At 47.0% G+C, this 16,059-nt stretch carries 11 protein-coding genes; 9 read left to right on the forward strand and 2 right to left on the reverse strand.

Annotation, left to right across the window (positions count from 1 at the left end):
• The first annotated feature begins 96 nt into the window (after positions 1-96).
• The 7 genes from metK (at position 97) to RHEIN_RS05045 (ending at position 9,753) form a co-directional block, all read left to right on the forward strand.
• Positions 97-1,248 carry a methionine adenosyltransferase gene (metK, locus tag RHEIN_RS05010; protein WP_008897884.1) on the forward strand — a complete coding sequence of 384 codons (1,152 nt, stop codon included), beginning with the start codon at positions 97-99 and terminating at the stop codon, positions 1,246-1,248.
• Positions 1,249-1,757: 509 nt separating this feature from the next.
• Positions 1,758-3,320: an AbgT family transporter gene (locus RHEIN_RS05020; protein ID WP_008897885.1), complete on the forward strand. Its 1,563-nt coding sequence runs from the start codon at positions 1,758-1,760 to the stop codon at positions 3,318-3,320.
• Between the two features lie 186 nt (positions 3,321-3,506).
• Positions 3,507-4,346, forward strand: a complete 840-nt coding sequence (locus RHEIN_RS05025) for an ABC transporter substrate binding protein (protein WP_158005467.1) — start codon at positions 3,507-3,509, stop codon at positions 4,344-4,346.
• Between the two features lie 74 nt (positions 4,347-4,420).
• Positions 4,421-5,887 carry a HAMP domain-containing sensor histidine kinase gene (locus RHEIN_RS20305; RefSeq protein WP_050801148.1) on the forward strand — a complete coding sequence of 489 codons (1,467 nt, stop codon included), beginning with the start codon at positions 4,421-4,423 and terminating at the stop codon, positions 5,885-5,887.
• A 123-nt stretch (positions 5,888-6,010) separates the two neighbouring features.
• Positions 6,011-8,158, forward strand: coding sequence for a TonB-dependent receptor plug domain-containing protein (locus RHEIN_RS05035; RefSeq protein WP_008897888.1), 2,148 nt, complete (start codon positions 6,011-6,013; stop codon positions 8,156-8,158).
• Positions 8,159-8,162: 4 nt separating this feature from the next.
• Positions 8,163-8,945: a citrate synthase gene (locus RHEIN_RS05040; RefSeq protein WP_008897889.1), complete on the forward strand. Its 783-nt coding sequence runs from the start codon at positions 8,163-8,165 to the stop codon at positions 8,943-8,945.
• Positions 8,929-9,753, forward strand: a complete 825-nt coding sequence (locus tag RHEIN_RS05045; protein ID WP_008897890.1) for a hypothetical protein — start codon at positions 8,929-8,931, stop codon at positions 9,751-9,753. Before RHEIN_RS05040 ends, RHEIN_RS05045 begins: the two co-directional genes overlap by 17 nt.
• A gap of 19 nt (positions 9,754-9,772) precedes the next feature.
• On the opposite strand, the gene RHEIN_RS05050 is transcribed toward RHEIN_RS05045, so the two are convergent.
• Positions 9,773-11,533 carry a thiamine pyrophosphate-binding protein gene (locus tag RHEIN_RS05050; RefSeq protein WP_192826706.1) on the reverse strand — a complete coding sequence of 587 codons (1,761 nt, stop codon included), beginning with the start codon at positions 11,531-11,533 and terminating at the stop codon, positions 9,773-9,775.
• A 113-nt stretch (positions 11,534-11,646) separates the two neighbouring features.
• The gene (locus tag RHEIN_RS05055; protein ID WP_008897892.1) at positions 11,647-14,124 is read right to left on the reverse strand and encodes an EAL domain-containing protein; all 2,478 of its coding nucleotides are present in this window, start codon (positions 14,122-14,124) and stop codon (positions 11,647-11,649) included.
• 196 nt (positions 14,125-14,320) lie between these two features.
• Between RHEIN_RS05055 and rsmE the strand changes: the two genes are divergently transcribed.
• A complete protein-coding gene (rsmE, locus tag RHEIN_RS05060) occupies positions 14,321-15,049 on the forward strand; it encodes a 16S rRNA (uracil(1498)-N(3))-methyltransferase (RefSeq protein WP_008897893.1) in 729 nt (242 codons plus the stop codon).
• A gap of 23 nt (positions 15,050-15,072) precedes the next feature.
• The gene (gene gshB / locus RHEIN_RS05065) at positions 15,073-16,053 is read left to right on the forward strand and encodes a glutathione synthase (protein WP_008897894.1); all 981 of its coding nucleotides are present in this window, start codon (positions 15,073-15,075) and stop codon (positions 16,051-16,053) included.
• Positions 16,054-16,059 lie beyond the last annotated feature (6 nt).

Raw genomic sequence — 16,059 nt, forward strand, 5'->3', positions numbered from 1 at the left:
CAGAAAGTTCTGGCATTGACTTGCAGCTTTCACTAAAATAGCGGCCCCAAATTACAGCGCCCAGGCGCGATAACAACCAACATGTGGAATACGTAAATGGCACAACACATTTTTACCTCTGAATCTGTTTCTGAAGGACATCCGGATAAAATCGCTGATCAGATCTCTGATGCGGTATTGGATGCCATTTTAGAACAAGATCCAAAAGCCCGTGTTGCTTGCGAAACCTTCGTAAAAACAGGCATGGTGTTAGTAGGTGGTGAAATCACTACCTCAGCCTGGGTTGACATCGAAGAGCTCACTCGCAACACGATCCGTGACATTGGTTATGTGCATTCAGACATGGGCTTTGATGCCAATTCTTGTGCCGTATTAAACGCCATTGGCAAACAATCTCCAGATATCAATCAGGGCGTGGATAAAAAAGATCCAAGTGATCAAGGCGCAGGTGATCAGGGTTTAATGTTTGGTTATGCCAGCAACGAAACTGATGTGTTAATGCCAGCTCCTATTACTTACTCTCACCGTTTGGTACAGCAACAAGCTAAAGTGCGTAAAGACGGTACTTTAAGCTGGTTGCGTCCTGATGCAAAATCTCAGTTGAGCTTTGTGTATGAAAACGGCAAACCTGTTGGTATTGATGCTGTGGTGTTATCCACTCAGCACTGTGACACCATTTCTACTGCAGACCTTCGCGAAGCTGTGATGGAACACATCATCAAGCCAGTATTGCCAGCAGAATGGCTGAGCGATAAAACCAAGTACTTCATTAACCCAACAGGCCGTTTTGTCATCGGTGGCCCTATGGGCGACTGTGGTTTAACAGGCCGAAAAATCATTGTAGACAGCTACGGCGGTATGGCCCGTCATGGTGGTGGTGCTTTCTCTGGTAAAGATCCATCCAAAGTGGACCGCTCAGCTGCTTATGCTGCTCGTTATGTAGCGAAAAACATAGTAGCTGCAGGTTTAGCTGAGCGTTGTGAGATTCAGGTGTCTTACGCCATAGGCGTTGCTGAACCTACTTCTATCAGCGTTGAAACTTTTGGAACCAGCCCATTGAGCGAAGATCAACTGATAGCTCTAATCCGCCGTCACTTCGATTTACGCCCTTATGGTCTGATCCAGATGTTGCAATTAGAGCGCCCGATTTACCGCGCTACTGCGGCTTATGGTCACTTTGGCCGTAACGAATTCCCTTGGGAAAATACCGACAAAGCAGAACTTCTTCGTTCTGAAGCCAAGATTTAAGTTTTTGTTTTAAAATATAGAAAATGTAAAAGGAGAGCTTAGCTCTCCTTTTTTACAGTATTCAGTCCATGGCGCATTCCGGCCAGTGGGCAGAGCCACTGGCGTTCAGCCGGGCATTACCAAACTGTTGGCAATGCTGTTTCCGGCTTCACCCTTTGGGCCAATGCTTCGCATTGTTAAAAATCGTTCCTGACGATTTTTTATGCGCCGCCATCCATGGCGCTTACCCTTTAGGGCCAGCTAAAGCTGTTAAAAATCGTTCCTGACGATTTTTTATGCGCCGCCATCCATGGCGCTTACCCTTTAGGGCCAGCTAAAGCTGTTAAAAATCGTTCCTGACGATTTTTTATGCGCCGCTGTCCATGGCGCTTACCCTTTGGGCCAATGCTTCGCATTGTTAAAAATCGTTCCTGACGATTTTTTTAATTTACGGTTTTATCAAAGCAGGATAAGGTAAAACCACAAAAAACAGTCACAGCAGATGACTAAAACAACAACACGGAGTATCCATGACATCCAGTGCCGTAAAAACCTCCTGGCTCAATCGCAGCCTCAATGCCATAGAACGAATTGGTAACAAACTGCCCGACCCCGCCATCTTATTCGCTTTATTAATGTTTTTAGTCTGGGGCTTGTCCTGGGCTTTATCAGGCGTGACTTTCACTGATATAGACCCACGCACAGGTCAGCCATTTCAGGTAAAGAACCTGTTGGAAGGTGCAGCTTTTGCTGACTTCATGGCAAAAATGGTCAGCACCTTTGTCAACTTCCCACCTTTGGGTGTGGTACTGGTTGCGATGTTAGGTTTAGGTGTAGCTGAGTACACAGGCTTTATCAACGCAGGTCTTCGCAGTATTTTAGCTGTTACCTCGAAAAGTTTACTGACTCCGGTGTTGATTGCAGTAGGTATTTTAAGCCACGTTGCAGTAGATGCCGGTTATGTACTGGTTATTCCTTTAGGCGCAGTGATTTTTTATGCTGCTGGTCGTCATCCGCTTGCAGGCATTGCAGCGGCTTTCGCTGGTGTGTCCGGTGGTTTTGCTGCCACTTTGTTTGTACCTTCAAGTTTAGACCCACTACTGGCTGGTTTAACTCAGGCTTCAGCCCGTTTATCTGCTGATCCTGCTGCTGCCAGTCTGGTGATCAACCCTTTAAATAACTACTACTTCACTACAGCTTCTGTGGTGTTGATTGTGATTGTGGGTTGGATATTAACCGATAAGTTTGTTGAGCCTCGTTTGCAACAAACCAAAGTCGATGGCGATCCTGAACAGTTGCCTTCGATGGAGCCATTAAATGACAGCGAGCGCAAGGGTTTACGTTATGCCTTACTTTCCATGCTGGTCGCTGCAGCAGTGCTAGTAGCAGCTGTCTGGCCGGAAAACTCTGCATGGCGCTCAGGCACAGGCGATCTGACTGCTGCTTCAGCCCCTTTAATGCAATCGATAGTCGGACTTATTTTTGTATTTTTCCTGCTGCCGGGCATAGTGTACGGCTATGTTTCAGGCAAAGTAAAAACCCACAGAGACGTAGTGCAAGGTATGAGCAAAGCCATGAGCGGTATGGGCTATTACATAGTGATGGCATTTTTCTGTGCTCAGTTTATTTTTGCTTTTGGTCAGTCGAATTTAGGTGCTTTGCTTGCCATTAAAGGAGCTAATTATCTGCAGGAGATGGCCTTTCCTATGGCAGTAAACCTGGTCGGTCTGGTGTTGCTGACGGGCTTGGTGAATCTGGTGATAGGTTCAGCTTCGGCAAAATGGGCACTTATTGGCGCCATACTGGTACCTATGTTGATGCAATTGGGTGTGTCACCGGACTTAACACAAGCCGCTTACCGTGTTGGTGATTCGTCGACTAACATCATCACCCCTTTAATGCCTTATTTTCCGCTGATCGTAGTGTTTTGCCAGAAGTATGTGAAATCAACAGGTATTGGTACTTTAGTGGCGCTGATGCTGCCTTATTCCATCACCTTACTGGTATGCTGGACCGCCTTTTTAATACTGTTCTGGATGCTGGGTATACCTTTGGGTATTGGTGCCAGTTACCAGTATCCGGCTGTACCTTAAACACAAATCAGGGTTATTGTTCACAATAACCCTGATTTCTTTCTGGTAAAAACTGTAATTTCATGGTTAAACTCAGGCAATACAAACAGATAACGGGTAGCCAACATAGTAATGGGCAAATTGTTGTATAAACAACTCTGTCTTATTTCTGTTTTGCTGAGCAGTCCGACGCTCCTGGCAGCAGAAGTGCTGTCAGTTATTTATCCTGAAGTGAAAGCACCTTACGATGAGATATTTAAGCAAATCGTCCAAGGTATTGAGGATGAATATCAGGGTCCGATAAAACTGTACCCGCTCAAATCAACTTTCTCAGTCACAGAAACAGTGCAACAGCTTGATCAAAACAATGAGCAAATGGTTATCGCGCTTGGAAAAAGTGGTTATCAGGTTGCAAAAGAAGTCTATCAGCGTAAATCTGTGGCCGTGGGCGCTTTGCCTATCCAACCCAACGGTATTTCAGGTGTCAGTTTATTGGCCGAACCTAAAGTATTGTTTGATTCACTTCGTTTGCTGGCTCCTTCCGTCAAACGTGTGGCTGTTTTGCACACCCCCGCGAATAAGTGGTTGATTGGCAGAGCTAAAGCTCAGGCAGATCAGTTAGGGTTAACCTTGTTACATATCGAAGTATCCGATCTGAAAAATGCGGTAGCAGAATATGACACTTTGCTCAAAGAATTAGATCCACAAACAGACGCCATTTGGTTGCCACTGGATCCAGTGACTGCTAATGAGCAGGTCATTTTACCCAAACTGCTTGAATATGCCTGGGAACACAATCTGGTGTTATTTTCCAGCAAACCAGAGCATGCCAAAAGAGGCGCTTTGTTTTCCATGTTCCCGAATCACTATGAATTGGGTAAAGGCCTGGTCTTTATGGTGGAAAGACTTCGCAGTAAAGAAATAGCCTCATCCGTATTGCCTATGGATAAAATGCAATTAGCTGTCAATCTGCGAACAGCGGCGCATCTTGGATTTGCGTACAACACCCAGCTGCGTAATAACTTCTCTATTGTGTTCAACAAATAATACTGATGCCTCATCACTCCCCTACTCTCAGGCGACAACTTCTTAAACTTCTGGTCCCTGGTCTGGTTTTTATGATGAGTTGTTTCAGTGTGTTGCTGGTCTGGATGACCACCAGCCACACCAGTACCATGGTATTTTCCAATGCACAGCAGGTCGTACGCTCCTTAGCTAATCAGTCGGTGTTGGCCTTACTGACAGAAAGCGCTGAAAACGCTGAAAACGCATTAGGACAAATCAGCAGCTTCCCTGACGTGACCGGGGTGGGTTTGCTCACTGCAAGCCATGAATTTTTGGTCTGGCATGGGTCAGAGGAAAATAAGCAAAAGTTCATACAACATACATGGCCTGAAGTACCGGATCAAAGTCTGAATTGGCAGGATCAGCACTACTGGTATCTGGCTGCTGCAGTTGTATTAGAACAAAACGACAATGCAGCAGAGCTATCCTTTGACAGTGACGGGCGCCAACATATTGGTTATGCGCTGGTCAGTTTCAGTAAAGAACGTTTGAGTGACTACAGTAACTCTATTATGTTGGCGATGCTGGCGGTCACTACCGCAGCCTTATTGCTGCTTCTGCTTGTCATAAACCATAGTGTCAAAAAGATCACTCAGCCATTGAATACCTTATCGAAAAGTATGTCAGAGGCAGATTTGACACAGCAGCATCAACAGGTAAGGGTTGCCGGAACATCTGAAATACAGCAAATAGCCCTGTCGTACAACGCAATGATGAGCGCCTTAAATGAACGGGACGAACAATTGCGTCAGCACAGAAACGAGCTAGAAGCTCTGGTGCAGATCCGTACCATAGAACTTACCAGCGCCCGTGATGCGGCCTTAACATCCAGCCGCCATAAATCAGAATTTCTGGCGAATATGAGCCATGAATTACGCACCCCTATTCAGTCGATCATTGGCTACATTGATTTGGTAAAAGAACAGCTGGAACTGCAAAATCAGTTTGATCTGCAGGATGATCTGAACCGGGTGCTTAAAAATGCAGATCGCTTGCTACAAATGATCAACAGCCTGCTGGATTTAGCAAAAATTGAAGCCGGTCGTATGGAATTGCATCCGCGCGACTGCAGTCTTTATGAGCTGATACAACAGAGTCAGGATCTGATCAACCCCTTGTTAGCCGGGCAACAAAACAGCCTGACAGTGCAACAACCTGCTCAGGATCAGCGTTTGCGGCTCGACGCAGAAAAGCTGCTGCAAATTTTAGTAAATTTACTGAGCAACGCGATAAAGTTTACGCAACAAGGAGAAATTCAATTATCAGCAGAGATAGACGGCCGTTATTGCGTATTCACAGTAAGTGATTCGGGCATAGGTCTGACCGATCAGCAAATGACCCAGGTTTTTATGCCTTTTTATCAGGCCGACGGCAGTCAAAGCCGTAAAACAGGCGGAACAGGACTGGGGTTGGCTATTACTAAACAGTTTGTCGAATTGATGTCCGGTACTATAGAAGTCAGACATGCAAAAGCGGGTGGCGCAGAATTTATAGTAAGGCTTCCGGTTGCTTTGCCGATATAAAAAATATATCTGCCTGTATGACTGGAGTTTCAGTCATCAGGTTTTACACTGAATAACAGAAATGGCTGATACAGGTAAGTTCCAGCATAACAATAAGAATAAGGACGCCTAACGGGGATTGATATGACGCAGTTACCAGCCGCTCGTTTAAATTTACTGAGTCTATGCATGTTCAGCTTGTTTTGCTCTGCTGTGGTTCAGGCAGACAATCAATTTGTCGCAGAAGATTTAGAAGACTTTTATGGTGCAACTGACTTTGTCAGTATTGCAACAGGCACCACCAAACGTATTGATAAAGCACCAGCCATTACCACTTTAATCACTGCTCAGGATATAGCCCGCAGTGGAGCAACACATCTTGATGAAGTACTGGAACAGGTTCCTGGTTTACATGTCACCCCCTCCACCATCAGCAGGTTGGATTCTGTTTACTCCATCCGGGGTATTCAGACCGGTTTTAACCCACAAGTGCTGGTACTTTTAAATGGCACTGAATTTAAAAACAGCTTTTCAGGGGGGTTGCCCTACACCTTCAGATTTCCGGCCACCATCATCGAACGTATTGAGGTGATCCGGGGGCCAGGCACAGCCGTGTATGGCGCCGACGCCTATTCCGGAGTCATTAACATAGTCACCAAAGATCTCAGTAAATCCAAATCATCGATTGGCAGCAGATTTGGCTCTTTTGACAGCAATGATCATTGGTTGCATCTGGGACATCAGTGGCAGGACTGGTCTGTGGGTCTGGCTATAGAGCAACAAAAATCGGACGGTGATAAAGACCGTATCGCTGCTACGGATCAACAATCTGTGTTTGATCGGGTCTTTGGTACTCAGGCATCAGAAGCTCCTGGCCCTTTAAGTACTGGCTATGACATTCTGGATGTACACGGCACAGTGCAAAACGGCAATCTGAAATGGGAACACTGGTGGTGGCAACAACACAAAGGTGGTTTAGGACCAGGTGGCGCCCAGTCACTTGACAGCACCGGCTATCAGAACTTCCGCGACTACAGAACTAAACTCAGCTACCTGTATCAACTCAGTCCGGAGTTAAGCTGGACCAATGATTTGTCTTATCTTGATGCCAAAAGCGAAACTTATTTTGTCCTGTTCCCGGCAGGAACCAGATTACCTATAGGAGCGGACGGTAATATTAGTTTCGCCGCTCCTGTCGGCATGGTGTCTTTCCCGGATGGATACATTGGCAGCCCGCGCGGCAATCACAAAGACAGCCGGTTGAATAGCATCTTTCATTACACCGCTTTTACCGGGCACCAGTTACGTTTAGAGTTAGGCTGGTTTGAACAAAAACTGACGCCCAGAGAACTGAAGAACTTTGGACCAGGCATTCTCGATGGCACTCAAACTGTAGTGACAGGAGAGCTGACTGACGTCACTGGTACTGATTATATCTACGTCACTCCGGTGCAGCGCAGTAACAGGCATATTAGCCTGCAGGACAGCTGGCGCTTTCAAAGTGACTGGGAACTGACGATTGGCCTGAGATACGATGATTTCTCTGACTTTGGCAGCACGCTCAATCCTCGTTTTGCTCTGGTATGGGACACAGCACATAACCTGACCACTAAATTGCTGTATGGCAGTGCTTTCCGTGCTCCCTCATTTAACGAGCTGTTTTTACAAAACAATCCGGCAGCTTTAGGTAACCCGGATTTAGAACCTGAAACCATAGACACCCTCGAACTGGCCTTTGACTATCAATTGAATTTTAACAACAGGCTGGCCCTGAATTTATATAGCTACAAAGCAAAAGATTTGATCGACAAAGCACCTATCCCAGGGACCAGTTTTCTACAAACGGCCAATCTGCAGGACTTAGATGGCCATGGCGCCGAGTTTGAATGGACCTGGCGCGCCGGAGATCAATGGAAACTGGATAGCAACATCGCCTTTCACAGCACCAAAAACAGTCTGACAGAACAGCAAATCGCTCTGGCTCCCCGCTGGACAGGTGCTATACGAGCTTATTACACCTTCAATGATCAATGGCAAGGCAGTGTCTGGGGGTACTGGGTTGCGGATAGAGCCAGAGCAGCAACAGACACAAGAAAAGCCATCAGCGACTATCAATTGTTTAACCTGAGCCTGAGCTATCAACCCGCTCAAAGCGACTGGCAGTTCAAAGGCACCCTGCGGAATCTGTTTGATAAAAAGGCCTATGAGCCCAGTACCGGCGCTGTGCAAAATGATTATCAGCTTGAAGGCCTGAGTATCGCCTTGCAAGCCAGCTATCACTGGGAGTGGTGATCAGATGTCTGAAGCTGAAGACTTTGGTTTTTCAGACAAAGCCAGAACCCGGCTTTGTCTGGAGCAACCCAGCCCAACAAATCCCTATCTGACAGAAACCTTGTATCTGGCAGGTTATGATCTGCAGCAACTGGTGCAAAAACGCAGTTTCAGTGACACTTTGTATTTATTGTTTTGTCACCAACTCCCCAATGCCGCTCAGTCAGAGCTGCTGGAAAAACTGATGACAGGCCTGATTTGTGCATCCCCACGCCATGCCGCCAGCAGGGCTGTGATGAGTGCAGGCATCAGCAAAACCAATCCGGAACATCTGTTGCCTATAGGTTTATTAACCTTAGGAGGCAAGCAGGGAGGAGCGGCCGAAGTGCAGCTGGCATATCAGTTTTTACAACAACACCTCAATACGACTGCGGAGCTGGCACTGCAGCAGAACCCCGCCAGATCCAGGCATCAGCATCCGGTCCCCGGATTTGGTGCATTATTTGGTGACGTCGATCCATTGATGCAAAAGCTTGCTGAATACTTACTCAGTCTTGAGGGTGCCGGTCCTCATTTACGCTTTGCTCAGCAACTAGCCACACTGATGGCCAAAGATGGTTATGGTTTACTCGATACCGGACTTTGCGCCGCGGTCTGCGCCGATCTGGCCTTAGGAGCGCGGGAAAGTGTGGCCTTGTACCAGTTATTCCGTGCCCCAGGTCTTATCGCTTTAGGTATGGAACAAAGTCATTTGCCCATTCACGCTTTACCTTTACTGGAGGACGAACATTATGTCTTCCAGCCCTGACAACTATTTTCTGTGGCAACAAAAGCGCGGCAACATAGTCACCAGCATAGGCAAATGGGTGGGCGGGGACGACGTGCAAGTACGGCAATACTCGTTGTTAAAAGACTTATTTCAACAGGTCAGTTATATGCAACTTCAGGTGCTAAACGCCACAGGCAAACTCGTCTCCCCGGAGTTAGGCCGCTGGCTGGAAAATAATTTTATGGTGATGAGTTACCCGGACGCCCGGATCTGGTGTAATCAGGTGGGAGCCTTTGCCGGTACATTAAAAACCAGTCCCACAGCAGCTACTGTAGCAGGCTGTCTTGCTGCCGACTCCAGAGTGTATGGCGGCAGTCAGACCTCTGAACATGCGATGCGTTTTATTCAGCAAACGCTTTTAAAATACAAAGCGGGTCAAAGTATCGAAGCGCTTGTTGCTGCAGCCCCTGTCAAGCAAGGCAAACCCGCCATCATCGGATTTGCCAGACCTGTAGCCCGCACTGACGAGCGGATTGCTCCGCACCAACAGATGACTGAAGCTCTGGGTTTTGCCAAAGGCGAGCATATGCAGCTGGCTGACTTGATCGCAGACTATATGCAACAGCATTATGGTATGGGTATTAATATTGGTGGCTACACTGCGGCTTTTATGTCTGATCAGGGCTTTTCTCCGGAAGAGGTATACAGGATCAAAAACCTCTGCGTCGCCAGTGGTGTGACTGCTTGTTATCAGGATCAACTGACAGAGCCTGAGCATAGTTTTTTACCCTGGCGCTGCGATGATATTGACTATCAAGGCCAGGCACCCCGCATGTTACCTGACTAAGCAAAACAAAAGGGCGGAATTAACCGCCCGGTGTTGCCGACCCTTTTAAACCTTTCACCCGATCTGCCATAGGCGGCACTTCTTCCGCATCGATACGTACATCCAGCAAAGTGGGACCTTTTTTGCGAAACAGTGCAGCAAAATCTACAGCCTCCAGTTGCAACGGCGTTTCAATACTAATGGCATCCACCCCCAGTGCATTGGCAAGTGCAGCATAGTTCACCCTGCCCAGTTGATAACCTGTCTGTTCTGCCCCGCCCAGGCGCTGTCCATGCATCACCATGCCCAGTACCCCATCGTTGAGTACAATCAGCACCAGCGGCAACTGCTGCTGTAAAGCAACTGTGATCTCCTGTGCGCTCATCAGGTAACTGCCATCACCTGTGACACAGACATGAGGCTGGGCGCCTTTGCTGGCCAAAGCAGAGCCTATAGCCGCTGAAATAGCCCATGCCATAGCGCCCAACCCCATAGCGATATGATAATGGCCCTGATACTCGGGTCTTTGGTAATAATGCACAGACCAGGACCAGGCATTGCCTGCATCCACAAACAATCGGGTGCCTTGCGGCAGTGCTTTGCTCAGGTAAGTGAATAAACGTTGTGGTTTTAACGGGATCGAATTATTAGTCGCAGCCTCCGGATCCTGCAACAGGCTAAAAGAGCCATTACAATTGGCTGAAACTTCAGCAGCAAAAGCGGGCCAGTCTTTACCCCATTTCCTTTTGGCTTCACTGATTTCGTCGATCAGCTTTTGGAAGATCACAGGTAAATAACCGCAGACATGCAACTTTGCCATAGGTGATCGGGTGAAATGTTCAACACTGGAATCTATGTGGATCAGTTTGTGGTTAATTAAATCATCATCCCACCCACTGGTGCCCAGTTCGCCTAAGGCCGCACCCACAGCTAATACCAGATCCAGCTTACCTTCATTATCCTGTAACAGCTCTCTGGCGCTTTGATGCCCGGCAAAACCAAAAACCCCACGGTACAAAGGATGAGTTTCATTGACCCAGCGTTTGCCCATAGGACCAGTAACAAAAGGGGCGTTTAATAGTTCTGCCAGCTTCATAATCTGCTCTGAAGCTTCTTTGCAGCCATCTCCCAGAAAAAACGCCACCCGCTTTGCCTGGGATAATTCCTGCAACAAACGTTGCAATGCAGTTTTATCTGACAATGAAAATTGCTGGGTTAAAAGTTCAGTCCTCACATTGGGTAAAAAACCGGCTTCGGCTCGTAATACATCGGAAGGAATAGAAATATGGGACGGACCAGCAGGCACTCTGCTGGTCGCCATAATGGCAGCTATCAATTTGTTCTCAAGCTGCTCATGGTGACTGACCAGAGAATTGTATCGGGTGCAATGACGAAACATTCCCACTATGTCGATGGCAGAGCAGGACGAGTCCTGCAGCGCTCTGCGACCAAACTTGGGTAACGGAGTTTGTGCTGTGATCACCAGCATAGGCACGTTGTCGGCATAGGCGCTGGCGACTCCGGTCAACAGATTGGTGGCTCCCGGCCCTGTGGTTGCACAGCAGACTCCGGGCCGCCCTGTTTCTCTGGCATAGCCATCCGCCATAAAAGCAGCGCCAGCCTCGTGCCTGGCAACTATGGCTCTGACGCCCCCTCTTCGCTCGCTACGAGCCAGGGCATCAAATAAAGGCTCAATAGCACCACCAGGCACACCAAAGACATAATCAACCTTAAGTTGATTCAGATAAGCGACCAGAAGGTCGGCATAGGTCAGAACGTCCTTGTCAATCGGCTCTTCCATGTTAAGAGCGTCTTGAATCATCACTGCATTACCTGTTTCATTTGTTGTTAAATAAACCAAAGAAGATGCAGTTTAGCCGATAAAGCCTGAACAAGTGGAGATTTTTTAAACAGTTAAGTTGTTGTTTCCAAAATGTATTTTTTTAGATTGTCGATGTCCATGGGTTTGCTGATATGGTAGCCCTGAGCATAATCCACGCCCAGTTCTTTTAGCAGATCAAGAATACGTTCATTTTCGACAAATTCCGCCACAGATTTACGATTTAACACTCTGGCTATCTCAGCTATAGACTTCACCAGTGCATAATCAATCTGATCCACATCCATTTCTCTGACAAAAGAACCATCAATTTTAATGCTGTGTGCAGGCAGTTGTTTCAGATAACTAAAAGTGCTGAAACCAGTGCCAAAATCATCAATTGAAAACTCACAGCCCAGTTGTGTCAAAGATTCAATCATCAGCCGTGTTGCCTGAATATTACTTAAACTGGCACTCTCCGTCAGCTCAAAAATAATACGGGTGGCATCTACCTGATATTGTTCCAGTTTCTGCTTAATCAAAGGCAACAATCGTGCGTCACTAAAAGCCTGAGCCGACAGATTAATAGCGACCTTATGCAATTCTGAATGTTGATGCATCATAGCAATGGCTTTAGATATCACCTGATGATCCAAAAGATTGATATCCTCAGCACGTTCCAATGCCGGAATAAACTCTCCCGGATACACCAGTCTGTCTTCGAGCTGTAATCGCACCAGTGCTTCAAAATAGCCGACTTCACCGTTGCTGACTTTGACTATAGGTTGAAAGTGCAAGGTGATTTGATCGTTAACTATGGCTTCCTGTAACTGATGGGACCATTGCAAAGACAGTTGCAGCTCACCACTGTCCTGATCGTCATCTGTATAACAATGCACCAGATTACGCCCTTTACGTTTGGCAACGTACAAAGCGATGTCTGCTTGCTGTAAATACTGTTGAGCCTCACTGGCAGAGCCATCTATTTTACTTAAACCTATACTGCAACTGATTTTATAAACCCGGTCAGCAATACGGTAATGCCCTTGTTGCAACGAAGCGCAAAGCCGTTGTGCCCGCTGTTCTGCAGAACTCAGCTCGCAATGAGTCAACAGCAAAGCAAACTCATCCCCCCCAACCCGGCACAGCACATCATCTTTTCCTAAACCAGCACTGAGCAGGCTGGCTACTTCACGTAAAATAGCATCACCTTGCGAATGACCTTGTGAGTCATTAATCACTTTAAAATGATCCAGATCCAAATACAGCAGCGCATGTTGTTCCTGGTTGTTGCGGGCAGATGCCGCCAGCCTGTTTAATTCCTGATCAAAAAAGTAGCGGTTATACAAACCCGTCAAAGTGTCATGCAGCGCCAGATGTTTGAGTTCCTGCTCTGCCTTTTTGCGCTCGTCTATGTTTTCCAGCGTGACTGTTAAACCTGCTTTCCCTTCACCGGAAAGCAGGGTCAAGTCAGCAATGACCCAGTGCAACTCGCCTTGATAATCAAAAAGTTGCAGCTCATGACGCCAGTGTGATTTACGCCCTGAAAATAGAAAATTCAGTTGTTGCTGCCACAGGAGTTTGTCCTGCTCAGCCAGATAATGACTCATCGGAAAATTTAAACCCGCAGCCCCTGCAAACCTGGACCATGCCTTGTTGGCAAACTGGATCTGCCCCCTGTTGTCCAGTTCCATCACCACAGTAGAGACGTGATCAAGTACCCGCTGATGTGTCATTGACAGGGCTTTGTACCGGGATTCGCTGCTGGCTAGAGCCTGAACTTTATGACCAAACTGTTGGTTACTAACCATAAAGTCTTCGCGTTGTGCTGCTACTTCCATCACTTTACGCAGTTGATCAGCCCGAAAGGGTTTGCTGATAAAATCAGCAGCACCTTGCAACAACATCTCTTCTGCCAGTTCAACTCCGGCGTGAGCCGTCATAACAACCACAGATTGCGATTGTTGTATCTCCATAATATGTCGCAGCACCTGCTGACCCGTCATACCGGGCAGCATCACATCCAGCAACACCAGAGTAAAGGTATCAGGTTTATAGAGTTCGACCGCTTCAAAGCCCGTGCTGGCGAGGGTGATTTTATAAAAAGGCTGCAGAATACGCCGCGCCAGTTCAGCTATATCCGGATCGTCTTCAACTAACAATATCTCTGGTTTTTTCTGCTGATTGATGGGGTGTTCAGCGTACTGCTGCAGATATTCAGGTAATTTCTGATACTGATCGAGCGGCAACACTAAATCTATACCATAGGCTCGCGCTGTAGTTTCAGTAATTCGCTCACAATAGGTAGAACTTAATAAAATAAAGGGGGTGGAAGCTGCAGATTGCAGCACATTCGATCGCAGTAGTCTGGCTAAACGCCAGCCGTCAATGTTGCCAATTTCTATTTCAGAAATCACTAATTCAAAAGCTTTGCTTTTTAACTGCACTATCGCTTCAGTGCTGTTTGCAACAGCAGTCACAGCCCAGCCGATTTGTGACCTCAACAACTGTGCAACAGAGCCTCGAATCTGCTCTTCAGCAACAACTAATAATAAAGACAGAGGTTGCGCCATCCAGAACCTAATTTAAAATTATGAGGGCTACACTGAGCACCGTACTAGTGATTTCACCATATCTGCTGCCTGCAACAGGCGCAAGATTTATTTGGTTATGGCAGCTCTATCGAGCAACGTAACTCAGGCTGTACCTTAGAGGCTTCAGCCTGCTACCATAGCCACTTTCAGAATAGATGTGAAACAGTAAAAAAACATGCGTATTCCCAGAATTTATCAGCCTGGTGCCATTGTATTGCAGCAGGATTTTTCCTTAGCCGAAGACGGCGCTAATCATATTGGCCGCGTGTTACGTATGCAGGCTGGTGACGAGTTATGTTTATTTAATGGCGACGGTTTAAATTATCAGGCTGTTATTACCTCTGTTGAAAAAAAACAGCTGTGGGTCAAAGCCATCAGTTCAGGTGACAATCCGGTGGAATCCCCTCTTAAACTGCATTTAGGTCAGGGCATTTCCCGTGGTGATCGGATGGATTTTGTCATTCAAAAAGCGGTCGAGCTGGGTGTCACTGAAATCACTCCATTGTTTACAGAGCGTTGTGGTGTGAAGCTGGATGCAGAACGTCTGGCAAAACGTACAGAACAATGGCAAAAAATTGCGATAGCCGCTTGTGAACAATCTGGCCGTAGTGTAGTTCCGCTCGTGCATACCGCCGTCCAGCTTACTAAATGGCTGGTGCAAGAAACAAAAGATTTAAAGCTGACCTTGGATCCATGGACTTCTGACTCCATTAAGACCATAGCAGGTAGCCAGACTATTCGTTTAGTCATAGGCCCCGAAGGCGGTTTTACCGATGCGGAAGTCGCTCAAACTAAAGACGCTGGTTTTATGGCTGTTCGTTTAGGCCCACGCGTATTACGTACCGAAACGGCGGCTTTAACCGCCATCAGCGCATTACAGTTACAATTTGGTGATCTGGCCTGAACAGAGCCCATACAGGAGTGAAGATGATTAAATTAGGCATAGTGATGGACCCTATTGCGGACATCAATATCAAAAAAGACTCCAGTTTTGCCATGTTATTGCAGGCACAGTCCCGTGGTTATCAGTTGCATTACATGGAAATGAATGACCTGTATTTAATTGAAGGTCAGGCCCGCGCCCGCACTCGTTTGCTCTCTGTGCAACCAAATGGCGAACACTGGTATGACTTTGGTGGCACACAAGACATAGCTTTATCCGATTTAGATGTGATCTTAATGCGCAAAGATCCACCTTTTGATACTGAATTTATTTACGCCACTTACATTCTGGAACGAGCCGAAGACGAAGGCACCTTGATTGTCAATAAACCTCAAAGCCTCCGTGACGCCAATGAAAAGCTGTACACCAGCTGGTTTGCTGAACATACACCAAAAACGCTGGTCACCCGTGACGCAGCGCGTTTAAAGGCTTTTTACCAGCAAGAACAGGATGTGATTTTAAAACCTCTGGATGGTATGGGTGGCGCTTCAATTTTCCGTTTAAAACCGGACGATGCCAACGTCAGCGTCATTATTGAAACCCTGACAGAACATGGCAGTCGTTATGCCATGGCGCAAAAGTTTATTGCTGAAATTAAAGACGGTGATAAACGAGTGTTGGTGGTCAACGGTGAACCTGTGCCTTATTGTTTAGCCCGTATTCCGGCCAGTGGTGAAACCCGTGGTAATTTAGCAGCTGGGGGTCGTGGCGAAGCTCGTCCTTTAACAGAAAGTGACTGGGCCATCGCCCGCGCTGTTGGCCCTACTCTGAAAGCCAAAGGCTTGATTTTTGTAGGCCTGGATATTATTGGTGACCGATTGACTGAAATTAACGTCACAAGCCCAACCTGTATCCGTGAAATTGAAGCGGCTTTTCCGGTGAATATCACCGGCATGCTATTTGACCAGATTGAACTACTGTTAAAGCAGAACCAATTAGTAAAACAAAATCAGACTGAGTCCTAAGGCGGT

The sequence above is a fragment of the Rheinheimera sp. A13L genome (assembly GCF_000217935.1).
Lineage (GTDB): Bacteria > Pseudomonadota > Gammaproteobacteria > Enterobacterales > Alteromonadaceae > Pararheinheimera.